Below are 25160 nucleotides of genomic sequence, written 5' to 3' on the forward strand. Positions count from 1 at the left end.
ATGTGGTGAGTATGTAGTTACCCGATTGAACGATCTACTCCCACCCGAGGTTGTGTCCATGTCCGACAGGTCACCGTCCAGTGCGTCGTCCCTCGGCGACGGGATCTACCAGATTCCGGTGCCCATCACGGGCAATCCGCTCGGACACACCCTGGTCTACGCCCTGGAATCGCCCGGCGGCCTGGTCCTCGTCGACGCCGGGTGGGACGACGACAACGGGTGGGACGGCCTCGTCCGCGGACTCGAGGACATCGGGCACTCGGTCGGAGACGTCGAGGGAGTCGTCCTCACCCACTTCCACCCCGACCACACCGGCCTGTGCGGGCGGGTGCGGGATGCGTCCGGCGCATGGATCGCGATGCACGGCGACGACTACGACATGTTCGAGAAGATGGTCGAACCCCACGATCGCGGCTGGCTGGACGTCCAGCGGGCCAACCTCGCCGCGGCGGGAGCGAGCCCCACGGATCTCGACGCCTTCGAGGAGTCCTCCCGCGGCGGGACGCCCACCGGTGCCCACTCCCGACCGGACCGGGTACTCGGCGACGACGAGGTGATCCCGCTCGCGGGCCGGAACCTGCGCGCCGTCTACACACCGGGACATACACCCGGTCACGTCTGCTTCTACCTCGAAGACGTGGACACGATGTTCACCGGCGACCACGTCCTGCAGAAGACCACACCGCACGTGGGGAACTTCGTCTATCCCCTCGACGAGCGGGATGCTCTCGCGGACTTCCTGGAATCGCTGCGGCGCGTGCAGAAGATGGACGTCACCCGAGGCCTCGGTGCGCACGGTCTGCCGATCGAGGACGTCGCGGGACGCACCGGTGACCTCATCGATCATCACGAGGAGCGGCTGGCCCACCTGGTCGGCGCCTTCTCGGACGACGAACTCACCGTGTGGCAGGTGGCCGCGCGGATGAAGTGGTACCGGCCGTGGGACGCGATCTCCCCACTCGGCAAGACGATGGCCCTCTCCGAGGGCGCAGCGCACCTCCGCCACCTGGTCGCCCGCGGGCAGGTGGCACAGGTGCCCGGCAGCGATCCGGCCCGTTTCGTGCGGACCTGACGTCGATCAGAAGCGTGATCGGGCCCGTACGGAGCAGTAGGGTGCGGACGTCCCGGTGCTCGTCTCTTCCTCGTACAGCTCGCCTTCGACGAAGATCCGACAGGTGATGCCCGATGCGTCGAAGCCCTCGATCGGCGCGACTCTCAGCGTGATCCCGTTCGTTCCGTCCGGAACCTCGGTGTCGTGTACCCAGGGCAGCCGGGGGACGGCCTGGGTGACACTGCCGAGACCGGCGGCGCCGTAGGTGATCTCGACCGGCGCTGCGAAACCACCGCCGTCGACCTCGAAGCGGACGGCGTGATGCGCTGCCCGACCGTCGATGTGGAGGGAAATCGCCACGGTGACCGCGAGGACCACCGACCACACCGCTGCCGCGACGTAGAAGATCGCGAGCTTGGAACGTCGCCGACGAGGGGGTGCGGCCGGAAGCTGTGGAGCCGTTCCTGGATACGCAGGCACGTACGGCGGCTGCCGGGAGCCGGTCACCGTCCCTGCCCCGCCGCGAGGCCGAATCCCAGGTGCTCGGCCTTCTCGTACACGGTCCGCTCGGTGGTCGCGACATGGATCGCATAGCCGACGGTGAGGAGCGTGGCGAAGGCAAGACCCAGCGACAGCACGGTGACGGCGACGCCGTGTGCGATCTTGTTCCCGATACTCCGCCCGGTTCGTTGCGGGGGAACTCCGACGAACCCGGTCGGCGGCGGGCCACCGAAGTGCGCAGGCGCGGCCTGTGCGAATGTGCCGGGCGGCGGAGGAAAGTAGCCGCCCTGCAGCTGCTGTGGATACACGGGGGTGAGTCCTGCTTTCCGCTCCAAGGTCAGAGATGCTCGGGGAAGTACGGGGCCAGATCCTCAGCGACCTGCAGGGCCAACGAGCAAGCTTGGTCGGCCGTCTCGATATCGCTCTGTTGGTATCCGACCATTACTTCCAATACACCGTGCTCGATCTCGACAGACGCCAGACACTGCAACCCGCGTGGATAGTCATGGACCACTGCTCGATGGCCGGCAATATCAGCCTCGTCACTCACGGTGAAACGGGAGTCACCTTCCACCTCGGACAGCGACAGCCCGTTGAATGACACCGATACCATCGAGTACGGGTCTCGAGAAATGTAGGCGCATGTCCGCCGCTGGAACGGCTCTTCACGGTCGTCGTAGCGTTCCGCCGAGGATCCATCGATCCCCGCAGTCGACAATGCCTCAGGGCCGAATACATCGCACGGATGCGACGTCAAACTCTCCTCGATCTCGGGTGGCTTCTCATCCTGCGATGTCCCGCACGCCGCCAACGAAGTACCGATGGCCACCACAGCCATCATGGCACCGAACGAACGAACGGCTGTCGCTCCCATCAGAGATCGCCCCCTACGCTGCCGAGGTTGTCCACGGTGATACCCTCCTGCTCCTCGTACGCACGCAGTACACCCTCGAAGGTCGATTTCATGTCCCTGGCGAAGCTCTGGTGAGCACGAAACAGACCCAAAGCTGAGCTTTCAAATGCAATCTGCCCTCCGCCGAGGGCCTTGTCATTGAATTTTTCCATCAACAGCTGTGCAGACTCCAAGTCCGCCTCGCCTATTCCCAAGGAGTCCACTCGCAGCTCGTGTCGGGCCCGCTCGGCGAAACGCCCCATCGCATCGGCGTGGTCCTGACACAGCTGAATGCACCGCCGCAGCCCGTCCGGATCGACGCTGAGCGGCCCACCGCTCAACGCGGAATCGAGCACCGGCTTCCACGAACTCGCCAGCGGATTCTCCGTGCCCGGCGCTGCCGGCTGCTGATCTTCCGGACCGCTCATGACCGTCCTCCTCGCTCGGGCTCTGCCCATACACGCCCGCTACCAACGTATTTCCCTACCATCGCTGCTCCGCCATCTCCCGCTGCACGCGGATGCCACGCCGCAGGGTGTCCGCCAGAGTGTCGACGAGCACCCGCGGTACAGCGGGTCAGAGATGCTCGGGGAAGTACGGGGCCAGATCCTCAGCGACCTGCAGCGCAAACGAGCACGCCTCCTCGGGCGTCTCCATGCCGATCGCCTTGTACCCGACCATCACCTCGAGCACGCCCGGGTCGATCTCCACCGATGCCAGGCACTGCACCCCGCCGGGGAAATCGTGGACCAACGCGCGGTGCCCGGCTACCTCGACATCCTCCACGAGGGTGAACCGCTCGTCGCTCTCCACGTCGGCGAGCGGCATGCCGTTGAACGAGACCAACGCTCTCTTGTGCGACTCGCCGGCGTAGTACGAGCACGCACGACGTTGGAACGGCTCCTCACGATCGTCGTATCGCTCCGACTCAGAGGGGTCGAAACCAGCGGCCGACAACGCGTCCGGTCCGAACACATCACACGGGTGAGAGGTGAGACTCGCCTGCGGCTCGGGCACATCCTCGCCCTGCGATGCCCCGCATGCCGCGGATGAAGTTCCGATCGCGACCACGGCCATCACCACGCCGAACGAACGGATCGTCTTGAAGTTCGTCACAGGTCGCCACCCGCGCTGCCAAGGTTGTCCACCGTTATCCCTTCCTGCTCCTCGTACGCGCGCAGTACACCCTCGAAGGTCGACTTCATATCGAGCGCAAACGCCTCGTGGGCGCGGAACATACCGACCGCGGAACTGCCGAAAGGGATCTTCCCGCCACCGACCGCCTTGTCATTGAACTTCTCCACCAGCAGACGGGCCGAGTCCAGATCAGCCTCCCCGATACCCAATGCATCCACTCTCAGTTCATCTCTCGCACGCTCCGCGCAGTCGCCCATCTCTTTGGCGTGGTCCTGACACAGCTGAATGCACCGCCGCAACCCCTCAGGATCGACACTGAGCGGTCCACCGCTCAACGCGGAATCGAGCACCGGCTTCCACGAACTCGCCAGCGGATTCTCCGTGCCCGGCGCTGCCGGCTGCTGATCTTCCGGACCGCTCATGACCGTCCTCCTCGCTCGGGCTCTGCCCATACACGCCCGCTACCAACGTATTTCCCTACCACCGCTGCTCCGCCATCTCCCGCTGCACGCGGATACCGCGCCGCAGAGTCGTCGACAGGGTGTCGACGAGCACCCGCGGCCCGGCCGGGACCGCAGCATGCGGATCGCTCGGGCCGATCATGTAGCGGCCGTCACCGGCGAGGTCGAACCACCGGATCATCGCGAGGTCGGCGCGGGTGTGCCGCGGCCCCCGGAACACCCGGATCGTCCCGCGCCCGGCGTACCCGGCCCGCACTGCGTCCTCGAACCGAGGAGCGGCGGGGACGGAACCCGCGCTCTGCAGGACGCTTCCGGAGAAGTGGTCCGGTTCGGGTTCGTCGTTGCGGGCGAACGTTTTCGAGCCTCCGGCGTTCTGGGGAATCACACCGATCAGCAACGGCGCGAGATCGTCGGTGATGCCGGCGCCCAGCACCACGTCCCCGCCCACCTCGGGATTCGAACCCGGCAGCTGCACGGCGACCGCGGACCATCGCTGCACCTGTGCACCGATGATGCGCAGCGGACGCTCGTCGACGGTCTCACCCGAAATCTCCACGTACACCTCGGGGTCGGCCAGCACCCGTACTGCGTCCCGGACTCCTTCGCGTTCCTCGACGGCGAATGCGGCGCGGATCGCCTCCTGCTCACGCTCGTGTGCATCGTGGGTACGAGCCGACCCGACGAGAGAGAACGGAAGCGGCGATCGGTCCTGGCCCGCACCGTGCCACAGAGCACCGAACTGGTCGCCGCGGATCTGCCAGTTGCGGATCATGCGCCGATCACCGGCGGCACAGTGGTCGGTAGCTTGCCGATCAGTTCGTTGCCGTTGTCCAGGGTGACGAGGTAGTCGGGCGTCTTGTGTTCCTTGTCGTCACTGCCGCCGCCCCTCGCTCCGGGCGCACCCATCATTCCGCCCATCCCGCCGCCCATTCCCCGGCCCGGTGCCGCGCCCATCGCGCCGGGCCGAGCGCCCGACGCCGGCGCGGTGCCGCCCGCGCCGGGCTGCCCGCCGGGGACGCCGCCGAGCAGGCCACCTCCACCGAGCCCACCACCGGCCCCACCGGTTCCGGCAGCACCGAGTCCACCGCCGCCGCCTCCGCCGGAGGGACGGAAGCCATCCGCGCCGATGCCTGCACCCGGTCCGCCCCCGAGCGGCGCACCGGCGGATGCGGCAGCCGTCGATGCGGGATCGCCGCCGAGTTGCGGCGCCGTGGACGGATCGAGACCGGAGACGCCGGAGTCCGTCGGCGACGGTCCCGACGGGTCCACTCCCGTGCCCACGTCCCCGGAGATATCGCCGGTGGGATCGACCGGCACTCCGCCGGAACCCCCACCCGAAGTTCCCCCGGATCCACCACCCGTCCCACCCGTGAACGGTCGGCCCCGCGGGTCCGCACCCGGGTCCGGCGGTTCGACGACGTCCTTCAACGGCGGGAACACCGGCACCGATCCGTCGGTGCCTTTCACGCCGGGGGGATAGATCGTGTTGATCGCCTCCAGCGCCTCGTCGCGCCTGCGGTAGTACTCGTCATCGCTGTCGGTCTTCCACGGGGTGATCTTGTCCCACCAGGTGAGCGGCATGACCTCGGGCACGGCGCCGCCCTTGAGCGACGAGGCCGCCTGGTAGATCGGGTCCAGCGAGAGCGCGACCCCGTCGAGCTGCGTGGACACGGCCTCCGCCGACCTGGAGTAATTCGCCGTCTTCTGGTCCGCGGCACTCGCCGCGTCGCCCTGCCAGGAGGCCGCGATCTCGCGGCGGACCGCGTCGGCGAACTCGACGATCTTCGTGTTCGCCTCCGCCCCGAGCGCCCGCCACGTGCGCTGCACCTGTTCGACGGTCCCCGGGTTCATCGATTGGGCCAGATCACGCAGCTGTTCCAGGCTCCACTCCGAGCCGTCGAAGCGCTCCACGTCCTGGACATAGATCGGTTCTGTCATGAGGTCCCCCCTCGGCGAGAAAAGTCGCAGCGCTCGAAGTATATGACGCGCTGACACCCTAACCGGTTCCCATCGGCCCGAGCCCGGCGACCGCTCAACGATTCCGCTCGAGCCCCGCGATCAACGACGCCGCATCGAACGGTCCGGTGTGCCGCATCGGATCCTGCCCGGGCCCGCCCAGGTAGAAGGTGGGGGTCATCCCGATCTCGCTGGTGCGGGCATCGAGGACGTCGTCGTCGACGCGCAGACCGTACTCGTCGGTCCGCAGATCCTTCTCGAATCTGTCCAGGTCCAGACCGAGTGCCTCGGCATACCGGTAGATGTCGTCCTCGCCGAGTGCGTCGCTGTGCCGGAACAGCAGGTCGTGCATCTCCCAGAACCGGCCCTGGGCTCCGGCAGCCTCGCTCGCCTCCGCCGCATAGCGGGCCGACGGATGCTCCTGTTCCTTCGGCAGGTGCCGGAAGACGTAGCGCAGCGACGGACCGAAGTGCTCGAACACCTCCCGCAGACTGCCCGTGGCCTTGCTGCAGAAGGGGCACTCGAAGTCGCCGTACTCGACGAGCGTCAGCGGTGCGTCGACCGGGCCGCGAATGTGGTCCCGCGCCGGGTCCACCGGACGCAGCAGATGGGTGCCCGCCGGCTCGGTCGGCGGAGTGCGCCAGTCCGAGATCCGGAAGATGGCCCAGCCCGACAGGGTCGCGAGTATCGCCGCGAACAGAACCCCGACCCGGGCCTCGTTGGCGAGCAGAGGGGACTCGATCGCGAGATCGACGATGAACAACGAGATCGTGAACCCGATGCCGGCGAGGGCCGCGCCTCCGGCCACATGAGCGAACGGCAGGCCCGGCGGCACGCTCGCCGGCTGTAGCCGGCGCATCAGCCACGTCGCTCCCGTGATCCCGACGAACTTTCCCACCACCAATCCCAGCACCACCCCCCAGGTGAGCGGAGACGAGATCGCCTGGCGCAGAGTCTGTCCGGACAACTCCACTCCCGCGTTCGCCAGCGCGAAGATCGGCACCACCAGATATGCGGTGTAGGGCTGATAGAACCGCAACAGCCGGTCGTTCATCGACACCGCCCGCAGCACCCCGAGTTGTGCGGCGCGTGCATGATCGGAGCTGGGTGATTGCCGGAACGCCCGGGCCAGCGCACCAGCCTGCTCGACCTCGCTGCGGCGCGGCGCGTACACCGGGAGGATCAGCGCGATCAACACACCGACGAGGGTGGGATGTACGCCCGACTCGAAGAACGCCACCCAGGTGGCGGCGGCCACCACGAAGTACGCGACCCCACGCCACACCTCGAGCCGCCGCAACTGCATGATCACGAGTAGTCCGAGTCCGCCGAGCATCAGAAACCCGAACGACAGGTCCTCGGTGTAGAAGACGGCGATGATGGTGAGCGCCCCGATGTCGTCGGCGACCGCGAGGGTGAGCACGAAGACCCGCAGCCGCGCTGCGTTCTTCGGGCCGACCAGGGCCAGCGCACCGAGCACGAAGGCGGTGTCGGTCGACACGACGACGCCCCACGCCCGTGCTTCCTCTCCGGTCGGATTCAGAAGCAGGAACACCAGCGCGGGCAGCGCGAGCCCGGCCGCCGCGGCCACGAGCGGCACCGCGGCCCGGCTCCGGTCGGTGAGCTCTCCGATCGCCAGTTCCCGCTTGACCTCGAGACCGACGACGAAGAAGAACAGCGTCATCAACGCGTCGTTGACCCAGTGCTTGACGTCGAGGGTGATGCCGTAGTCGCCGATCTGCACCGACACGGGGGTGTGCCAGAACGTCGCGTACGAATCCCCGATGTTCGCCCAGAGAAGGGCGAGTGCCGTCGCCGCGAGCAGGAATCCCGCCGCCAACTTGTCGTCGCCGGTGTCGTCGCGCAGTACCGCGAGCCGCATCGACGCCCGGCGCAGCCGGGATTGCTCGGCGACCATCGAACTCCTCTCCCGAACTCGACGTTCGCTCAGCGTAACCATCCGGAGAGCCCGCGCCCGGGAGTACCGTCGGGAGGCGACGGACGTCACGCGACCGCACATGAAGGAGCGGACCATGGCAGGCGAACTGTCCTTCTTCGAACTCGGCGTCGGCGACCCGGCCCAGGGCCGGGAGTTCTACCGGTCGCTGTTCGGCTGGTCGTTCGAGCCCAGCCCCGGCGGTGACGGATTCGTCGTGGACACCCCCAACATTCCCGGCGGCATGCACGGCGGGGATGCGGGCGGTGGCCCGTATCTGTTCTTCGCGGTCGACGATCTCGACGCGGCCGTGGCCCGCGTCCGCGAACTCGGCGGCAGCATCGAATCGCTCGGCGACGACCACGTGGAGGACGACCCCGACACCGTCCCGCGGTTCGGCCGATTCCGGCTGTGCCGAGACGATCAGGGCTCACCGTTCGGCCTGCACCAACGGCCCTCGGCCGACTGACGAACACGCCGGGAGAGCCGCTGCTCACACCCCGCGACGACCTACCGTGAGCCGGGAGTACCCTCTGTCGAGTGTTGTTCCTGACCTGTCGGCGCTACGTCGACCTTCGCCTCCAGGCGAGCGCGATCTGTCCGCGCTCGGCCTGATCGTCGGCAACACCCTTCCCCCTCACTTCACTTCCTTCGGCCGCGCCCGTCTGCCGTGCGCCGCCGCGCGAAAGGTACACCCGTGTCCGATTCTGCTGCGCCCACGCTCGCGGAGAAGTCCCGCTTCCCCCGGTGGGCCACCTCGTTCGGCCCCCAGGTCCTCGCCGGCCTGGTGATCGGTGTCGTCCTCGGGCTGGTCGCCCGGGCGATGCCCGACGCCGCCGACGGCAACGACAACTGGCTGATCGGCACGCTGAGCACGATCGGTTCGAGCTACGTCAAGCTCCTCACCGTGGCGGTGATCCCGCTGGTGTTCACCGCGATCGTCAGCTCGATCGCGAATCTGCGTGAGGTGGCCAATGCCGCGCGCCTGGCAGTGCAGACACTGCTGTGGTTCGCGATCACCGCGTTCATCGCGGTGATCATCGGCATCGCCGTCGGCCTGATCACCCAGCCCGGCAACCACGCCGGCGTCGCGGCCGAGGCCGCGAAGGAACCCGCGAGCACCGGCTCGTGGTGGGCCTTCGTCACCGGCCTGGTCCCGAGCAACTTCCTCGGGCTGAACGCGAGGACCACCGTTGCCGACGACGTCGCGACGACGTCGTTGAGCTTCAACGTCCTTCAGTTGCTGGTCATCTCGGCAGCGATCGGCATCGCCGCACTGAAGGTCGGCGAGAAGGCCGAGCCGTTCCTGAACTTCAATGCATCCCTGCTGGCGATCATCCAGAAGGTGCTGTGGTGGATCATCCGCCTGGCGCCCATCGGCACGGCAGCGCTGATCGGCAACGCGGTCGCCAGCTACGGCTGGGACGCGATCGGCTCACTCGGCTGGTTCACCGCCGCCATCTATCTCGGCCTCGCCCTCGTCTTCTTCGTGGTCTACCCGGTTCTCATCAGGGCGCACGGACTGTCGGTGCGTAGCTTCTACTCCGGTGTCTGGCCGGCAACGCAACTGGGATTCGTCTCCCGTTCCTCGATCGGCACCCTGCCGCTGACGCAGCGGGTCACCGAACGCAACCTCGGTGTGCCACGTGAGTACTCGTCGTTCGCGGTGCCCCTCGGCGCGACCACCAAGATGGACGGCTGTGCCGCCATCTATCCGGCGATCGCGGCGATCTTCGTGGCCCAGTTCTACGACGTGCCGCTGTCCGTCACCGACTACCTCCTGATCATCGTGGTCTCGGTCATCGGCTCCGCGGCCACCGCGGGGACCACCGGTGCCACCGTCATGCTCACGCTGACACTGTCGACCCTGGGGCTGCCGCTCGCCGGCGTCGGCCTGCTCCTCGCGGTCGAGCCGATCGTCGACATGGGCCGCACCGCCGTCAACGTGACGGGGCAGGCGCTGGTGCCGACCATCGTGGCCAAGCGGGAAGGGCTGCTGAACCGCGAACTCTACGACGCGCCGCGCGACGGCGATCCGTTCGCGGACGACACGACCACCGTTGACGAACGGTCGGTGGCCGCACCCGCGTAACCTCACCGCTGAACAGGCGGAAGGAACGACGGTGGCAGCAGACACACCCAGCATCGAGCGGCTCGTGGCGCAGCTGTATCGCGCCCGCTCACGGGCCTGGGACGTCGCGATGGTCGCCGGCACCCAGTTCCTCGAGTCGATTTCCGACGACGTCCTCGACAGCCAGGATCGGGACCGGCTGGACGCGAGCACGTCGCGGATCAAGAAGCGCAGCCGCGCCGCCGACAAGATGCGCCGCAAGATCGCCGAGGGCGTCTTTCCGGCACCCCGGACGATGGAAGACGTGGAGGCGGCCCTCCACGATCTGCTCGGCGTCAAGGTGCTGTGCAAGAGCCCACGTGATCTGCGCGCGTTCACCACGGCCCTCGAGTCGGCGTGCACGGCGGGCGATTCGTCGGTGCGCTTCGCCGTCCCGCCGATCGACTACGTGGAGAACCCGAAGGAGAGCGGCTACCGCGCGTACCACGCGGTGCTCGACGTCCCGGTGGCCACCAACCACGGGGACCAGATGGTCAAGATCGAGGTCCAGGTGAAGACCCGGCTACAGGACGCGTGGAGTGAACTCACCCACGAGGACATGTACCGACCGGGCGAAGCACTCAAAGCGGACCCGGTGCACCAGGACTATGCGCGCCGGATGGCGGATCTGCTCACCACGGTCGACGACATGGCCGACACCCTGGCGATCGAGTTGGACACCAAGACGACGGCCGATCCCAGCCGTCCGCTCGTCGGCGACGATCTCGACGCGGCGAAGGAGCGGACGATCCTCGCCCGGGTCACCCGGACCGGGCCGCGCTACGCGCTCGCCGTGGGACCGGACGGACGCCGCGGGCTGATTCCCGCCAAGTCGGTGCGCGCAGTCCTCGGGACGTCCGACCGGATCCGGGTGAGCGACCACCTCGACGTCGGCGACCGGGTCGCGGTGCTCGTCGACGAGACCGAGGACGCCCTCTACTTCCATCCCGCGGCGCTGCCCGATCGGAAGAACCCCAGCTGAGCGACCCTCCGGCCGAGCTACTGGCCGGTTCGCTAGCATCGGGCGTCGTGACCGACAGCGCTGTGGACGATCCGATCCGCCCTCCCACCCCGGCGATCGAGAAGACCGTCCCCGATCTGTCGAAGCCGCGCCTGCTCGCGGTGCTCGCGTCGCTGATCGCGATCGTCTCGACGCTCTCGATCCCGTTCCTGCCGGTCCAGCAGGAGGCCGCGTCCCTGTCCTGGCCGCAGGACGGCACCACCACCGGCGTCGAGGCCCCCCTCGTCTCGTACGCGCCGTTGAGCCTCGACGCGGATATCCCCTGCACCGCCGTCGCCCCGCTCGCCGCCGGCGGCGGCGGGGTGCTGCTCTCGACGGCCCCACCGGGAGCCGCCGACGCCGAGCGCTACGGTCTCGTCGCCCGGGTCACCGCGGGAGAACCGGCACAACTCCAGGTCACCGTGCGCGACCGCATCATGCTGTCCGAGCCGGTGACCACGCTCACCGACTGCACCGTCGAGATCCGCGCGGACTCGTCCCGGACCACGGTGGGCGTCTCCGACCGCGCACCGACCGTGTTCGAGGGCGACCTGCGCCCCCAGATGGTGGGTATCTTCACCGACCTCGACGGCGCCGCCCCGACCGGCATGCGGGTGGACGCCGAACTCGACTCCCGCTTCTCCTCGAGCCCGTCGGCGATCAAGCTGGTCGCGATGGTCGTGGGCATCCTGGCCACGGCACTCGCCCTCCTCGCACTGCACCGGCTGGACGCGAGCGACGGCAGGCGCTCGCGCCGGTTCCTCCCCCAGCGGTGGTGGAGTTTCACCGGCCTGGACGCGGTCGTCATCGGCACGCTGGTGCTGTGGCACTTCATCGGTGCCACCACGTCCGACGACGGCTACCAGTTCACGATGGCCCGGGCGTCCGAGCACGCGGGGTACATGTCCAACTACTTCCGTTGGTTCGGTGTCCCGGAGGCCCCGTTCGGCACCCCCTACTACGACCTTCTCGCACTCATGGCGAACGTGAGCACGGCGAGTCCGTGGATGCGGCTGCCTGCACTGCTGGCGGGCATCGTCGGGTGGCTGGTGATCAGCCGGGAGGTCGCACCCCGGCTCGGGGCCGCGGTGCGCGGCAGCCGGATACCGCTGTGGACCGGCGCCCTGGTGTTCCTCGCCTTCTGGCTGCCGTACAACAACGGCCTGCGCCCGGAACCGATCGTCGCCGTCGGTGTGCTGCTCACCTGGTGCTCGGTGGAACGCGCCATCGCCACCCGGCGGTTGCTCCCGGCCGCGGCGGCGATCCTCATCGGCGCGATCACCGTGACCTCGGGACCGTCCGGCCTGATCTGCTTCGGCGCGCTGATCGCCGGGGCCCGCCCGGTCATCCAGATCGTGACCGCGCGCGCCCGCAGCATCGGCTACCTCGCCGCCGTCGGGCCGCTGATCGCGGCCGGCACCGTGATCCTCGCCGTCGTGTTCTCCGACCAGACCCTGGCCGCGGTGCTCCAGATGCAGAAGGTGCACGCGATCGGGCCGGACGAGCCGTGGTTCGGCGAGCACATGCGCTACCAGTGGCTGTTCAACATCAGCGCCGACGGCTCGCTGGCCCGTCGATTCGGCGTGTTGGTGATGATCCTGTCGATCCTGGTCTGCACCCTGGTGATGCTGCGCAAGGGCGGACGCATTCCGGGCACGTCCGCGGGCCCGTCGCGGCGCATCGTCGGGATCACCCTCGCCGCGATGCTGCTGATGATGTTCACGCCGACGAAGTGGACCCACCACTTCGGCATCTATGCCGGTCTCGCGGGGTCACTGGCGATCCTCACCGCCGTCGCGGTGGCTCCGGCGGTGATGCGTTCCCGACGCAACCGTGCGCTGTTCGGCGCCGCCGTCCTGTTCGTGCTCGCACTGTCGTTCACGGGCAGCAACGGCTGGTGGTACGTCTCCGCCTACAGCGTGCCCTGGTGGGACAAGCCGGTGTCGATCGCCGGGCTCGGCGCCGGAACCATCCTGCTGGCCGCAACCGTGGCGATGCTGTTGCTCGCGGCGTGGTGCTTCTTCCGCGAGCCGTTCCGGGGCGGGGACGAACCGGTCTCCCGCTGGTGGGCGATCCCACCGCTCACCGTGGCCGCCGCCGCCATGGTGCTGTTCGAGGTGCTGTCCCTGTCCAAGGGAGCGGTGTCCCAGTACCCGGCGTTCTCGCTGGCCCGGTCCAACGTCGAGGCGGTTGCCGGGGACTCGTGTGGGCTGGCCCGCGACGTGCTCGTCGAGACCGATCCGAACGCCTCGATGTTGATGCCGCTCACCGGCGACGTCCCGGGCGCGCTCGGCGCGGAGACCAACGTCGGATTCGATCCCAACGGCGTCGCCGGAGACCTGCGAGCGGACGAGCAGGCCGCCTCGGAAGGTATGGCGAACTCGGTGGACAACGAGGACGGCCAATCCAGCAGCGCCGCCGGCACCGGCGGCGGACAGGGTGCCGTGGGCGTCAACGCCAGCACCGTGGCGCTGCCGTTCGGGCTCGACCCGGCGACCACCCCGGTGCTCGGCAGTTTCGGGTTTCCCGAGCCCGCGTCGCTGACGTCGAGTTGGTATCAACTGGACCGGGACGGCGACATCATCTCGATCGCCGTCGCCGGGAGTGTGCGTTCGGTCAACTCGGACGGCATCGTCACCGACGGCCCGTCGGTCGAGGTCGAGTACGGTTCGCGCCGCACCGACGGCGCGGTCGACGTCCTCGGGCGCGCCCAGCCACTCGACATCGGCCCCCGGCCGTCCTGGCGGAATCTGCGTGTCCCGCTGGACGATCTGCCGCTCGAGGCGAACGCGGTCCGACTGGTGGTCGCCGACGAGGGCTCCGGTGCCGACGACTGGGTCGCCGTCACCCCGCCGCGAGTGCCCCGGACCCAGACGCTGAACGATCTTCTCGGCTCGTCGACGCCGGTGATGATCGACTGGTCGGTGGGTCTGCAGTTCCCGTGCCAGCGGCCGTTCGATCATCGCCTCGGCGTGGCGGAGGTGCCGGAGTACCGCATCCTCCCGGACCGGCCTGCGGCGATCATGACGACGCTGTGGCAGGACCACTTCGGCGGCGGACCGCTGGGATGGATCGATCTGCTGCAGTCGGGCCGGACGATTCCGACCTATCTGCGCGACGACTGGGATCGCGACTGGGGCGGACTCGAGCAATACGAGCGCCTCGCCCCTGATGCGGCGCCCGCGCAGCTCGACACGGAGACCGTCCGCCGGTCCGGGATGTGGACACCCGCACCCATCATCACCGCCTACCCCTGACCGTCACCGCCTACCCCTGACCGTCACCGCCTACCCCGCCGCCCGACCCCACATCCGCCCGCTCACCCCCTGGGTGAAGGTGGCCTTCGACCGGTCTGAGGAGCTGAAGGCCACCTTCACCCACTGAGGGGGGTGGGGCGGGGTGGGGTGAGGTAAAGGCACGGTCAGTGGGGGCCGCGGGCTGCGGGAACACACGCCCGTAACACGGGCGGCATCTGCACTTCATCAGCCTTTACGGTTGCGTAACCCGCTGACGTGCAGCGATGCGTAGTTTCCTTTCGCATGACAGGTATTACTGCGCACGAGCAGCGAGTGGTGAGCGCGCTCCGTGGCACCCGGCTCGAGCGCACACTGCTCCGCGACGGGGACGGCCGCGAAGACGTCACATCCGCGGTCACCTGGCTGCAGGGCCACGCCCTGTACTGCGATCTCCGTCGGCCGGAAGGCTTCGTGCCTCCGACGGCGCGGTGCCTGGACGAGATGACGCTCGACGACCTCCACCTGCTCGCCCGCCAGGAAGCGTTTGCCGGACGACTGGCAGAACACCCCGACCACGTCGAATGGATCCGCGACGTCGACCTGCACCCGGCGGTCGCCCCCGACGCCGGCACCCTCGAACACCTCGACGTGGACACCGTCCTCGAACGAGGCTTCCACGCGGACTACATCGAGGAATGGCGGGTCGACTCGACCGGTCCGGTCACCGAGTTCCTTCTCGCCGATGCCGATGCCGATGCCGACACCGAGAGCCCGCGCGCCGTCCTGCTCCGCGCGGGCCGGAACTTCGGGTACGCCCGGCCCCGCAGCACAGCGCTCCCGGCACGGGCATCGCTCTCCGCTCTCCTCGACGCGTCGGTGACCGTCGCCGAGGCGCGGAGCCTGCTCGACTGCGAGGTGTCCCTCGGAATCGTCGGGGACGACCGGTGGACGATCACCCGCTCCACCCTGCCGTTCCGGGAGGGCACCGACCTGGCCGTCGTCGTGGACGGCACGGAGGTCACCACCTCCGACATCGAACCGTCCGGCCGGCCCGCCACCCGGCGGTGGCGCGTGGCCCGGCCCCGAAGGAGCATCGCGTGACCGACACGTTCACCACCATTCCCACGATCGACGTCTCGGGCCTGCAGTCCGCCGACTCGGCAGTACGTCGGGCCGCCATCGACGAACTCGGCCGAGCGGCCAGGGAGGTCGGCTTCGCACAGATCGTCGGCCACGGCGTGAGTCCCCGACTGTTCGACACCCTGACGACGGCGGCGACACGGTTCTTCGCGCTGCCCCACGAGGAGAAGATGCGGGTCTACATCGGCCACTCGACCAACCACCGCGGGTACGTACCCGCGGGCGAGGAGGTGTTCGCAGGCGGAACACCCGACCGCAAGGAAGCATTCGATCTCTCGCTCGATCTGCCCGCCGACCATCCCGACTACCTCGCGGGCAACCCGCTGCTCGGACCGAACCAGTGGCCCGAACTCGACGGATTCGCGGAGTCCGTCATGTCCTACTACGACGCGGTGTTCGCCCTCGGCCGGAGCGTTCTGCGTGCCTTCGCGGCGTCGCTCGGTGAACCGGAGGACCTGTTCGACCGCTTCGTCGGCACTCCCCCGTCCCAGCTGCGGCTGATCCACTATCCGTACGACGCCTCCGCCGACGACCGGCCGGGTATCGGCGCCCACACGGACTACGAGGTGTTCACGCTCCTCAAGCCGACCGCGCCCGGGCTCGAGGTGATGAACGGGCGGGGCGAGTGGATCGACGTCCCCTACCGTGACGACGCGTTCGTCCTCAATACCGGTGACCTGCTGGAAATCTGGACGAACGGCGTCTTCGTCGCGACGTCGCACCGAGTGCGCAAGGTCGCCGAGGAGCGGTACTCGTTCCCGCTGTTCTTCAACGTCGACTACGACACCCCGGTCGCACCGCTCGAGCGGTTCGTCGGCGCGGACGGACCCGGGTACGCACCGGTCGTCGCCGGGGAACACCTCTTCGCGCAGACCGCCCAGAGCTTCCGCTACCTCCAACAGCGCCGGGCCCGCGGCCAGATCACTCTGCCCGAAGGCGCCCGCCCGCTGTACTCGCTCGGCCGCGAGGCCGGCGCCGGACTCCACTGAATCCTCGCCTTCCGTCCCTGGACCCGACGCCGCGTCCACCCACTCCCCCTCACCCCCTGGAGATTCCATGATCATCACCGGTGTCGCGGTCTGTCTGGCAGTACTCCTGGCCGCCGGCTTCTACTCGACTCGCAAGGTGCGCGGCAAGACCGGCAACTTCCTGCTCGCCGGACGCTCACTGAGCGCCCCTGTCGTCGCCGTCATCCTCATGTCGCAGGTGGTCGACTCCAACGCCACGCTCGGCAGCGCAGACCTCGCGGCGTCGTTCGGATTCTGGGCCGGCGCGGCGATGCCGATCGGTATCGCACTCAGTGTGTTGCTCGTCGGGCTGTTCTTCGCGCGCAAGCTCCGGGCCACCGAGATCGTCACGCTGCCGGAGTTCTTCGCCCGTCGCTTCGGGCGCGGCACCGAGGTCACCGCCTCCGTCCTCACCGTCGCGAGTTTCGGAATCCTGCTCGCGGGCAACCTCGTTGCGCTCGGCTTCCTGCTCGAGTACTTCATCGGAATCAGCTACTCGTGGGCCGTACTCGCCCTCATCCCGTTCGTGCTCGCCTACACGATGGCGGGCGGAATGTTCGCGAGCGTGTACACCGGGATCGTCCAGTTCGGAATCCTCACCGTCGGCAGCATCTCTCTCGCGTTCTGGGTCGGTTTCGGCCCCGGCTTCAGCGCACCGGAGGGGCTCGGCATCGGCGGCATGGGCCAGTTGACGAGCGCCGCGGAAGGGGCAGCGATCAACTGGGCGACCATCCTCGCTCTCGGACTGGGCAATCTGGTGGCGATCGACCTGATGCAGCGCGTGTTCTCGGCCAGGTCACCGGAGACCGCCCAGCGTGCCTGCTTCTCGGCCGCCGCGGGCATTCTCGTTCTCTGCGTACCGCTTTCCCTGGTCGCGCTGGCGGCTGTGACGATCGTCGGCGAGGACGCCGCGCACGGGCCGATCCTCTACGTGCTGCTCGGTGAGTACGCACCAGCCTGGCTCGGCATCACGGTCATCTCCGGCCTGGTGATCGCCTCGCTCACCACCGTCAGTGGCATCCTGCTCTCGACGGCAACGGTGCTCGTACGCAACGTGCTCCGAGTCGGCGGCGAGCACGCCGAGATGTCCGCGGACGTCATGAAGGCCACCCGGCTCGCCATGCTCCCGATGGCCGCGCTCGGTGCGATCGTGGCGCTGCGGGTTCCGCAGACCGGGATCCTGCTCACCCTCACGTTCGACCTGCTCCTGGCCAGCATCGTCGTGCCGTTCATCCTCGGGCTGTACTGGAAGCGGGGTGATGCGCGGGCGGTGGCGGCGGCCGTGGTCACCGGCATCACCGTGCGGGTCGGGTTCTTCGTGCTCACCCCCACCATCTACGGCGTCGACAACACGCTGTTGTACTTCCCGAACGACCTCGTCGGGGCGGAGGTCGACGGGTGGACCACCTTCCTGGCGGCCGGTGTCTCGCTCGCCGCGTACGTGCTCGTTGCGACGTTCGCCGCGCCCCGGACGCCCACTCTGCCGCAGGCCCCGGCGCCCGTCGCGCCTGTCGCCGAACCCAGGCAGGCGCCCGCTCCCGCCGGTGTCGCCGGGTAGACGCCACCGCCTCCCGACCGAGGGGCGCGCGTGCCGAGGCACGTGCGCCCCTCTCGGGGTTCACGGACGAACGGGGCCTCCTCCCGCGGCACATCCACACGATTCGCGGAGATTCAGCAGGACATCGGACCAGTCCGGTGCCGGATCCGCGCCACCGGATCCGCTCTCGTCGAGGAGGCAGCCGAGGGCGCGCCCGGCAATGGCGTCGATCCGCTGCTGTACCGCGGTGAGGCTGATCTGCCGGTAGTCGTTGGCGGTGTCGGCGTCGAATCCCACGATCCGGATGTCGCCGGGGACACCCAGGCCCGCGTCGGTGACCGCACGAACGGCGGCTGCGGACTGGCCGTAGGTGCCGACGACCATTCCCTGCGGAACACGACCGCGGCGCCGGAGGAAGTCGCCGACCGCGGCGTAGGCACCCGCGGCCGACAGGTCGGTCCCGACCACCTCGGCACTCTCCCCGACCACCGACCTGAACCCCTGTAGCCTCTGGGCGACGGTCTCCCGGTCCCCGTGCCGGACCTCTTCCGCGGTGAACCCGCCGACGAAGACGACGTCGTCGCAGCCGTGTTCGTCCACGAGGTGCCGCGTCGCCAGCCGCCCGGCGGCGACATGGTCCGCGCCGATGACGGGCGCCTCGATCCGGCCCCGGCTGTTGTGCACCCAGACCACCGGAATACGTGCCCGAGCACAGAGTTCGGCGGTGGCCGGCGCATCGACCGCACCGACGACCAGCAGTCCGTCGATGCCCACGTCGGTGAAGGACCGGGCGAACTCCACTTCCCGTTCGGGGTCGAACCCGGTGCTGCCGATCATGGTCAGGTGCCGGCGCTCCCTCGCCTCGAACTCGACGCGGGCCACGAGCGTCCGGAACAACGGCATCGAGAGATCGGGGACGAGGAGCCCGACCTGCCTCCATCGCCGTGGGCGCCGTAGCGCCTGCGCGATACGGTCGGGCCGATAGTTCAATTCGTCGAGTGCCTCGACGACTCGGGCACGGAGCGCGTCCGACACCGGACGCGGACCGTTGTTCAGCACGTAGCTGACCACCGCCGTGGACGTTCCGGCGCGTTCCGCGACGTCGGCGAGGGTAGGGCGTTTGGCTCTCACGAATCGGATCCAGTCAGGTCGGTGGCACCAGCGCCAAGGGTTGCGATCATCTCGATTCTTACACTGTGCCGGCTCTCCGGCTCACTCTAATCTAATCGATTAGAACAGTTACGTGGACGACTCACGGACGCAACAGAACACTGGTGGAGTAGCAGACATGGCATACGTACGAGTCACCGAAGTCACTTTCTACGACCCCGAAATTGCATACGAGAGCTACGTTCTCTTCACCGGAGCCGACTCGGTCACTCGCCTGATCGACCTCGCCGGGGCGGTGGCACACGAATGGCCGCACCCGGGGGTTCCGCCCCGCCTCCTCGACCCCGCCGTCAACGGCGGACGCGTGGGCGACATCGGAGTACAACTGTCCGACAGCGGTGATCCACGGGGCGGGATCTATGCCAACGGAACGATCGGTCAGCTCGACTGGTCCGGCGAACGGGTCTGGGAGTGGGGCCACCAGGCACCCGGAGGAGCCGCCCGCCAGAACCACGACTGGGAACTCCTCCCGAACGGCAATCGGCTGATCCTGGTCACCGTGCCCCGCGTGGTGGAAGCCCTGGGCTCCGCCACCGTCGGCGACCAAGGCCTCTACGAGGTGGACCCGAACGGCGAGATCGTGTGGACATGGCTGGCCGGCGACCACCTCGGCGAGTTGGGATTCTCCGAGGCCGGATGGCACGCCCTCCGCGAGACGGTGGCCCGCGACCCCGACGATCCCTGGGGCTACCTCGAGATGAACAGCGCCAAGACGCTGGGCGCCAACCGATGGCACGACCGCGATCCGGGCACGGTGTTCCATCCCGACAACGTCCTCGTCAGCTTCCGCAAGGCCAACATCGTCGCGTTGATCGAGAAGTCCTCCGGATCAGTCGTGTGGAAGCTCGGGCCGTATTTCGACGCCACGCCCGGAGAACAGCATCAGCGCATCAACGTCCACAAGGTTCCCCGGCCCCTCGATCAGATCTCCGGGCAACACAACCCCCACATGATCGCCCCGGGGCTCCCCGGCGCCGGCAACATCCTCGTCTTCGACAATCAGGGCGGCGCCGGCTACCCCCCTGCCGCACTGGGCATCTACGCCGGTTCACGGGTACTCGAGATCGATCCCACGACGGAGCAGATCGTGTGGCAATACACGGCCGAGGATTCGGGACTCCCACCGTGGGAGTTCTTCAGCTCCTTCGTCAGCAACGCGCAACGCCTTCCCGGCGGCAACACGCTCGTCACGGAGGGGATGCGGGGACGACTCTTCCAGGTGACGCCCGACGGAGACGTCGCCTGGGAGTATCACAGCCCGTACCTGGGCCGCGGTGTCGCCGGCGAGCCGGAAGTACGGGAACCCCGGGTGCCGGGCGTCGACCGACTCACGGTGACCCCCTTGGTCTACCGCGCGCAGGCAGTGCCCTTCGACTGGGTTCCGGAAGGCACGGCGAAGACCCCGCCACGCGCCGTCGATCGCCGCCCGCATCGCTGACACCCCGCACCGTTTCCCGTCCGACACGACACACTCCCAGGAAGGTCGATGAGGTGACCACCAGCGTACGAAGCACGACCTCGGAGAACCGCCTCGCGGCCTCGCCACCCCCACCGCCGACGACATGGAGATCCCGACTCGGGACATGGGTGCCGCACTCGCGCACACTCGGCTGGACGGTCGTCGGGCTCGCCCTGGCCGCCCTGGTGTGGACGCTCGTCGTCGCCACGGGACGATTTCCGCGCGAGCTGTTCCCGAGCGTTCCCGAGATCGCGTGGGCCGGTCACACGCTGTGGGCCGACGGCCTGCTGACCGGCGACGTCGCGGCCAGCCTCCAACGGGCCGCCACCGGCTTCGTCACCGGGGCGGTCGCAGGAATCGCTGCCGCGATGATCACCGCGAACACGACCGCCGGTCGAAATCTCCTGCAACCCGTCCTCCGGCTCCTGGCACCGATACCCACGATCGGCCTCGTGCCGCTGGCAATCCTCTGGTTCGGCCTCGGCGAGAGCAGCAAGATGCTGGTCATCGCCCTGGGCGTGTTCGTTCCGGTCTGGATCAACAGCCATGCGGGCCTGGCGACGACCCCGGTCGACTACCTGAAGGCCGCGCGGTGTCTCGGTGCGGGCCGAATGCAGACCCTGGCACGCGTGGTCCTCCCCGAAGCCGCTCCCGACATCGTGTCGGGCCTGCGCGTCGGCGCCGCGATGGCGTTCGTGCTGATCGTCGTCGCCGAAATGACCGGTACGACAGCAGGGTTGGGGTATCGGATCTATCAGGCCCAGCTGTTCTCCCAAGCCGATCGGCTGATCTTCTGCCTGATCGTCCTCGGCGTCGTCGGCGCTCTCTGTGATCTCGCGATCTCCTCGGCCACGTCACCACTCACCCGTTGGGCCCGTGAGGAGCACTGACATGACCATCCGGACACACGACCTCGTCGTCCGATTTCCCCGCCAACCGGAGCCGACGCTCGACGGCATCGACATCACCGTTGCGGAAGGATCGTTCAGGGTGCTCGTCGGAGCATCCGGCAGCGGGAAGTCGACCCTGCTGCACTGCCTCGCCGGACTGATCACACCGACCGCCGGCACGGTCACCGACAACGGCGAGGTGGTGCGGGCCCCCGACCCCTGCCGGGGCGTCGCGTTCCAGCGGGACGTCCTCTTTCCCTGGATGAGCGTCGCCGACAACATCGACTTCGCCCTCCGCGCCCGTGGTCTGCGAACGGCACAACGGCGTTCCAGGACAGCGGAACTGCTCGACCTCGTCGGACTCTCCCCGAGTGTCGGAGGACAACGGCCCAGCGAACTGTCCGGAGGCATGCGGCAACGGGTCGGTATCGCGCGGGTGCTGGCCGGGGAGCCCGCCGTCATGCTCATGGACGAGCCGTTCGCTGCGCTCGACGCACTGACCCGGCTGAAGATGCAGGACCTTCTCATCGACCTGTGGACGACACTCGGCCGGACGGTCGTGTTCGTCACCCACGACATCGACGAGGCCATCCGCCTCGCGGACACGGTGAGCGTCCTGCGCGGTGGACGGATCGTCGAACAGATCTCCAATCCCCTCCCCCGTCCACGTCCCGCCGACTCGCTCGCGGACCAGCCCGGCTACAGCGCGCTGCGCAAGACCCTCCACCACGAACTCGGGGTGGACCATGCCCATCGGTAGCTCCCACAGCAAAGGACCGTCTCCCGTGAACAGATCACTCACCCGACTACTGGCTTCCACCCTGGGAGCTGCCGCGGCCCTGATGTCCGTCGTGGCGTGCACCGACGCGGGTCCCACCGACTCCTCGGCACTCACCGTCGGATTCGTCGTCGACCCGTCCTGGGCCCAGATACCCGTCGCCGCCGCCGAGGGGTTCTTCGACGAACACGGGGTCGACGTGGAGGTGGTGAACTTCCAGTCCGGGGTCGAGGCCCTCCAGGCCGTCGCCGCGGGCCAGGTCGACGTGGCCACCGCAGCCGACGTCCCCACCTCGGCCGTGCTCACCCGCTCGCCGTCGCTCCGCGTCATCGGGGACGGATCCCGGTGGGAGGGGTCTCGTATCGTCGCCCGACGCAGTGCCGGGATCACCGATGTCGGTGACCTCGCCGGTGCCTCCATCGGCACGCCGATCGGAACCAGCGCCTCGTACTTCGCGGCCGATGTCCTGCACCAGAACGGGATCGAGGCGGAACTCGTCCAGGTCTCACCGTCGGCGATGGTGACCGCCGCGACCCAGCAGAACGTCGACGCCGTCTCGATCTTCCAGCCGTATCAAGCCCAGGTCGTCGCCGCTCTCGGTGACGACGCCGTCGAGCTGGCCGGCGGGACCTACCGACAGCACAGCCTGTACCTCGCGACTGCGGCCGCGGTCGAGGACAAGAGCACCGCACTCTCCGCGTTCTTCGCCGCCCTGGCCGACGCGGGCGCCGAGTTGACCGCCAACTCCGACTCCGCCGTGTCCGCCGTGGCTTCCGCGACGCAGTTGGATCCGGACCTGCTGAGGAGTGTCCTCCCCCAGTTCGACTTCGCCCTGCAACTGCGCCCCGAACTCGCCGAGAAGCTGGACGAGTTGGGGCAGTGGGCACAGGCGCAGGGGTCGATCGACGCCGGGGCACGGATACCCGACTACCAGGAGTTCCTCGAAGACCGGTTCCTCCCGGATGCGGACCGGTGAGGAGGACGCCACATAACGCTTTCGTGACGTCGCTAACGAATTCGCGCTCCGGAGGGACGTATCCAGTGTCGGGGGTGACCTGTAGCCGCACAACGCCCAGGAGCACCCAGCATGAAGACCAGATCCCTCCTCGCCGCACTCTTCGGCCTCACTCTGATCACCGCATCGACGGTCAGTGCCCACGCCGATCCCGTACCCGACGCCTCGGATCCCGGCCTGCCTCCGGCCACGGTGTCGGAGGAAACCTCGGCACCGCAGGACACCACGGTGCCGGAATCCCCGCGGAGCGAAGTCCCCGAATCCCCGCGCAGCGAAGTCCCGGAATCCCCGCGCAGCGAAGTCCCGGAATTCCCGCGCAGCGAAGTCCCGGAATCCCCGCGCAGCGAAGTCTCCGAGCACACCCTCCTCGGCTCGATCTCGGTCCAGGCGTCCACGATCTCCGAGGACGCGCCGGTGCCCGGAGCCGTACTCGAGGTCACCGGATGCGAGGGAGGACCGACCAACACACTGGTCACCCGGGACGACGGCTACACCTCCGTCAGCGCCCTCACCCTGGGCTGCTACACGGTGATGCTCACCGCGACACCGAGCGGCTACCAGACGGTGACGCCCGGCCCGCACACGGTGGCCCTGACCGCCGATTCGCCTCGAGCACAGGTGGGTTTCCATTTCCAGCCGGTAATGGGGATCGAGACCGGAACGGTGGTGGTCGACGCTCGCAGCGAGTCCGCCGGCACACCGGTGGCGGGCGTGTACGCCACGATCGAGAGCTGCCACGGCCAGCGCCTCGTCGGCGAGGTCACCACGGGGCCTGACGGACAGGCTTCGGCGAGCGCATCGCTCGGGTGTTATGTCGTTCGCGCCGTCGGGCTACCCGCGGACAGCGCCCTCGTGTCAGCGAGTGTCTCCCGGGTCGAGCTGACCGCGCCGGGCCAGGTCGCGGTGGCCCACTTCGTGATCGGACGAGCCGAGCCGCCGACGGACAGTGTCCGCGGACGCATCGTGAAGCAGGATCGGATCACCGGCGCGCTGCTCCCCGGCGCCGTGTTCGAGGTGTTCACCTGCGGTGGCGAATTCGTCGAACAGGTCTCGATCCCCGCAGGCGGACAGCAGAACCTCACACTGGTGCCCGGCTGCTACCGCGCCGTGGAGACGGTGGCCCCCGTCGGCTACGTCGCAGGCGAGCCGCTCTGGTTCCGGGTCGATCCCGGTCGGTACTTCACCGTGAGTGTCCTCAATCTGGCGGCGGATCAGCAGCCGGTGTTCCGGAACCCGGATCAACGCCACCGGCTGCAATCGGTGCCGTCGGGATCGATCGTGGCGGGCTGAGGCGTGCCGCGTCTCGTCACCGCACTCGCGGCCACCGCCCTACTTCTCGTTGCGTGTGGAGGCGCCCCGGGGAACGGGCCGGACGGTGGGCCCATTGCCCAGACCGACCTCCCGGCGCCGGTTCCTGCAGTAGTCGACGATCCGGCCCAGCCGGTGAACCTCGGGATCGACGGAGTGGATGCGGTGATCGACCCGGTGGCCACCGATGTCGCCGGGGCACTGCTACCGCCCCAGGACGTGGAGCGCGTCGGCTGGTGGGCGGATTCGGCGCTACCCGGATCCGGGGCGGGGACGATCGTGGTCACCGGCCATGTCGACGACGCAGACCAGGGCGACGGGTACGCCGCGCGGTTCCCCGATCTGACTCCCGGTGCGGACGCGGTACTGACCCTCGCCGACGGCACCGAGCGCCGCTACCGCATCCAGGAGATCGACTCGACCGCGAAGGACGGTGAGCTACCGGTGGATCGGCTCAACAGCCTCGACGGCCCCGAGGTTCTGGCCCTGATCACCTGCGGGGGCGAATTCGTCGGAGCTCCCTGGGGATACGCCGACAACGTGATCGTGTTCGCGACGCCGGTCGGCTGAGTTGCC

General features: G+C 68.5%; 24 protein-coding genes. 14 read left to right on the top strand and 10 right to left on the bottom strand.

Annotated features, from left to right (window positions below; all coding sequences use genetic code 11):
- The first annotated feature begins 58 nt into the window (after positions 1–58).
- Positions 59–1072 (top strand): MBL fold metallo-hydrolase, encoded by a 1014-nt coding sequence (locus tag G4H71_RS03160; RefSeq protein WP_072736832.1) that lies wholly within the window; start codon positions 59–61, stop codon positions 1070–1072.
- A gap of 6 nt (positions 1073–1078) precedes the next feature.
- On the opposite strand, the gene G4H71_RS03165 is transcribed toward G4H71_RS03160, so the two are convergent.
- The 9 genes from G4H71_RS03165 to nhaA form a co-directional block, all read right to left on the bottom strand.
- Positions 1079–1531, bottom strand: a complete 453-nt coding sequence (locus G4H71_RS03165; RefSeq protein ID WP_139183296.1) for a hypothetical protein — start codon at positions 1529–1531, stop codon at positions 1079–1081.
- 23 nt (positions 1532–1554) lie between these two features.
- Positions 1555–1860: a hypothetical protein gene (locus tag G4H71_RS03170; protein WP_072736830.1), complete on the bottom strand. Its 306-nt coding sequence runs from the start codon at positions 1858–1860 to the stop codon at positions 1555–1557.
- Positions 1861–1889: 29 nt separating this feature from the next.
- Complete coding sequence (locus G4H71_RS03175; protein ID WP_072736829.1) at positions 1890–2426, bottom strand: DUF3558 domain-containing protein; 537 nt, start codon at positions 2424–2426, stop codon at positions 1890–1892.
- Complete coding sequence (locus G4H71_RS03180) at positions 2426–2872, bottom strand: hypothetical protein (RefSeq protein ID WP_072736828.1); 447 nt, start codon at positions 2870–2872, stop codon at positions 2426–2428. The genes G4H71_RS03175 and G4H71_RS03180 overlap by 1 nt, the downstream gene beginning before the upstream one ends.
- A gap of 148 nt (positions 2873–3020) precedes the next feature.
- Positions 3021–3560: a DUF3558 domain-containing protein gene (locus G4H71_RS03185; RefSeq protein WP_072736827.1), complete on the bottom strand. Its 540-nt coding sequence runs from the start codon at positions 3558–3560 to the stop codon at positions 3021–3023.
- A complete protein-coding gene (locus tag G4H71_RS03190; RefSeq protein WP_072736826.1) occupies positions 3557–4003 on the bottom strand; it encodes a hypothetical protein in 447 nt (148 codons plus the stop codon). Before G4H71_RS03190 ends, G4H71_RS03185 begins: the two co-directional genes overlap by 4 nt.
- 55 nt (positions 4004–4058) lie before the next feature.
- Positions 4059–4814 carry an ESX secretion-associated protein EspG gene (locus tag G4H71_RS03195; RefSeq protein ID WP_072736825.1) on the bottom strand — a complete coding sequence of 252 codons (756 nt, stop codon included), beginning with the start codon at positions 4812–4814 and terminating at the stop codon, positions 4059–4061.
- Positions 4811–5980, bottom strand: a complete 1170-nt coding sequence (locus tag G4H71_RS22770; RefSeq protein WP_072736824.1) for a WXG100 family type VII secretion target — start codon at positions 5978–5980, stop codon at positions 4811–4813. Before G4H71_RS22770 ends, G4H71_RS03195 begins: the two co-directional genes overlap by 4 nt.
- A gap of 94 nt (positions 5981–6074) precedes the next feature.
- Positions 6075–7916: a Na+/H+ antiporter NhaA gene (nhaA, locus tag G4H71_RS03205; protein WP_072736823.1), complete on the bottom strand. Its 1842-nt coding sequence runs from the start codon at positions 7914–7916 to the stop codon at positions 6075–6077.
- A 115-nt stretch (positions 7917–8031) separates the two neighbouring features.
- On the opposite strand from nhaA, the gene G4H71_RS03210 reads away from it, so the two are divergent.
- The 7 genes from G4H71_RS03210 to G4H71_RS03235 all read left to right on the top strand — a co-directional run bounded on the left by G4H71_RS03210 (position 8032) and on the right by G4H71_RS03235 (position 17985).
- Positions 8032–8403, top strand: coding sequence for a VOC family protein (locus G4H71_RS03210; protein ID WP_072736978.1), 372 nt, complete (start codon positions 8032–8034; stop codon positions 8401–8403).
- Between the two features lie 228 nt (positions 8404–8631).
- Positions 8632–10026, top strand: a complete 1395-nt coding sequence (locus tag G4H71_RS03215) for a dicarboxylate/amino acid:cation symporter (RefSeq protein ID WP_072736822.1) — start codon at positions 8632–8634, stop codon at positions 10024–10026.
- Between the two features lie 31 nt (positions 10027–10057).
- Entirely contained in the window at positions 10058–11026 is a 969-nt protein-coding gene (locus tag G4H71_RS03220) for a GTP pyrophosphokinase (protein WP_072736977.1), read from the top strand.
- A 47-nt stretch (positions 11027–11073) separates the two neighbouring features.
- Positions 11074–14301 (top strand): arabinosyltransferase domain-containing protein, encoded by a 3228-nt coding sequence (locus tag G4H71_RS03225; protein ID WP_083343175.1) that lies wholly within the window; start codon positions 11074–11076, stop codon positions 14299–14301.
- Between the two features lie 282 nt (positions 14302–14583).
- Positions 14584–15381 carry a hypothetical protein gene (locus G4H71_RS22505; protein WP_246442610.1) on the top strand — a complete coding sequence of 266 codons (798 nt, stop codon included), beginning with the start codon at positions 14584–14586 and terminating at the stop codon, positions 15379–15381.
- Complete coding sequence (locus G4H71_RS03230) at positions 15378–16409, top strand: isopenicillin N synthase family dioxygenase (RefSeq protein WP_072736974.1); 1032 nt, start codon at positions 15378–15380, stop codon at positions 16407–16409. Before G4H71_RS22505 ends, G4H71_RS03230 begins: the two co-directional genes overlap by 4 nt.
- Before the next feature lie 67 nt (positions 16410–16476).
- Positions 16477–17985, top strand: a complete 1509-nt coding sequence (locus G4H71_RS03235) for a high affinity choline transporter 1 (protein ID WP_072736821.1) — start codon at positions 16477–16479, stop codon at positions 17983–17985.
- Positions 17986–18045: 60 nt separating this feature from the next.
- On the opposite strand, the gene G4H71_RS03240 is transcribed toward G4H71_RS03235, so the two are convergent.
- Positions 18046–19095, bottom strand: coding sequence for a LacI family DNA-binding transcriptional regulator (locus G4H71_RS03240; RefSeq protein ID WP_072736820.1), 1050 nt, complete (start codon positions 19093–19095; stop codon positions 18046–18048).
- A 157-nt stretch (positions 19096–19252) separates the two neighbouring features.
- Here G4H71_RS03240 and G4H71_RS03245 point away from each other — a divergent pair, with 157 nt between their 5' ends.
- The 6 genes from G4H71_RS03245 to G4H71_RS03270 all read left to right on the top strand — a co-directional run bounded on the left by G4H71_RS03245 (position 19253) and on the right by G4H71_RS03270 (position 25154).
- Positions 19253–20572: an aryl-sulfate sulfotransferase gene (locus G4H71_RS03245; protein WP_072736819.1), complete on the top strand. Its 1320-nt coding sequence runs from the start codon at positions 19253–19255 to the stop codon at positions 20570–20572.
- Between the two features lie 53 nt (positions 20573–20625).
- Positions 20626–21483 carry an ABC transporter permease gene (locus G4H71_RS03250; protein ID WP_246442608.1) on the top strand — a complete coding sequence of 286 codons (858 nt, stop codon included), beginning with the start codon at positions 20626–20628 and terminating at the stop codon, positions 21481–21483.
- 1 nt (position 21484) lies between these two features.
- Positions 21485–22243 carry an ABC transporter ATP-binding protein gene (locus G4H71_RS03255; RefSeq protein WP_072736817.1) on the top strand — a complete coding sequence of 253 codons (759 nt, stop codon included), beginning with the start codon at positions 21485–21487 and terminating at the stop codon, positions 22241–22243.
- A 25-nt stretch (positions 22244–22268) separates the two neighbouring features.
- Positions 22269–23237 carry an ABC transporter substrate-binding protein gene (locus tag G4H71_RS03260; RefSeq protein WP_139183297.1) on the top strand — a complete coding sequence of 323 codons (969 nt, stop codon included), beginning with the start codon at positions 22269–22271 and terminating at the stop codon, positions 23235–23237.
- 111 nt (positions 23238–23348) lie between these two features.
- Positions 23349–24566 (top strand): MSCRAMM family protein, encoded by a 1218-nt coding sequence (locus G4H71_RS03265; RefSeq protein ID WP_072736815.1) that lies wholly within the window; start codon positions 23349–23351, stop codon positions 24564–24566.
- Positions 24567–24569: 3 nt separating this feature from the next.
- On the top strand, positions 24570–25154 hold the full coding sequence (locus tag G4H71_RS03270) for a class F sortase (protein ID WP_072736814.1): 585 nt from the start codon (positions 24570–24572) through the stop codon (positions 25152–25154).
- The last annotated feature ends 6 nt before the right edge of the window (positions 25155–25160 follow it).

Source organism: Rhodococcus triatomae, assembly GCF_014217785.1.
In the GTDB taxonomy this organism is placed as follows: Bacteria; Actinomycetota; Actinomycetes; order Mycobacteriales; family Mycobacteriaceae; genus Rhodococcus_F; species Rhodococcus_F triatomae.

Bases quoted from the DNA above. Each gene is read 5' to 3' on its own strand.
- G4H71_RS03160 (WP_072736832.1), top strand. From the start codon at position 59: ATGTCCGACAGGTCACCGTCCAGTGCGTCGTCCCTCGGCGACGGGATC.
- G4H71_RS03175 (WP_072736829.1), bottom strand. From the start codon at position 2,426: ATGGGAGCGACAGCCGTTCGTTCGTTCGGTGCCATGATGGCTGTGGTG.
- G4H71_RS03180 (WP_072736828.1), bottom strand. From the start codon at position 2,872: ATGAGCGGTCCGGAAGATCAGCAGCCGGCAGCGCCGGGCACGGAGAAT.
- G4H71_RS03190 (WP_072736826.1), bottom strand. From the start codon at position 4,003: ATGAGCGGTCCGGAAGATCAGCAGCCGGCAGCGCCGGGCACGGAGAAT.
- G4H71_RS03195 (WP_072736825.1), bottom strand. From the start codon at position 4,814: ATGATCCGCAACTGGCAGATCCGCGGCGACCAGTTCGGTGCTCTGTGG.
- G4H71_RS22770 (WP_072736824.1), bottom strand. From the start codon at position 5,980: ATGACAGAACCGATCTATGTCCAGGACGTGGAGCGCTTCGACGGCTCG.
- nhaA (WP_072736823.1), bottom strand. From the start codon at position 7,916: ATGGTCGCCGAGCAATCCCGGCTGCGCCGGGCGTCGATGCGGCTCGCG.
- G4H71_RS03210 (WP_072736978.1), top strand. From the start codon at position 8,032: ATGGCAGGCGAACTGTCCTTCTTCGAACTCGGCGTCGGCGACCCGGCC.
- G4H71_RS22505 (WP_246442610.1), top strand. From the start codon at position 14,584: ATGACAGGTATTACTGCGCACGAGCAGCGAGTGGTGAGCGCGCTCCGT.
- G4H71_RS03235 (WP_072736821.1), top strand. From the start codon at position 16,477: ATGATCATCACCGGTGTCGCGGTCTGTCTGGCAGTACTCCTGGCCGCC.
- G4H71_RS03245 (WP_072736819.1), top strand. From the start codon at position 19,253: ATGGCATACGTACGAGTCACCGAAGTCACTTTCTACGACCCCGAAATT.
- G4H71_RS03255 (WP_072736817.1), top strand. From the start codon at position 21,485: ATGACCATCCGGACACACGACCTCGTCGTCCGATTTCCCCGCCAACCG.
- G4H71_RS03265 (WP_072736815.1), top strand. From the start codon at position 23,349: ATGAAGACCAGATCCCTCCTCGCCGCACTCTTCGGCCTCACTCTGATC.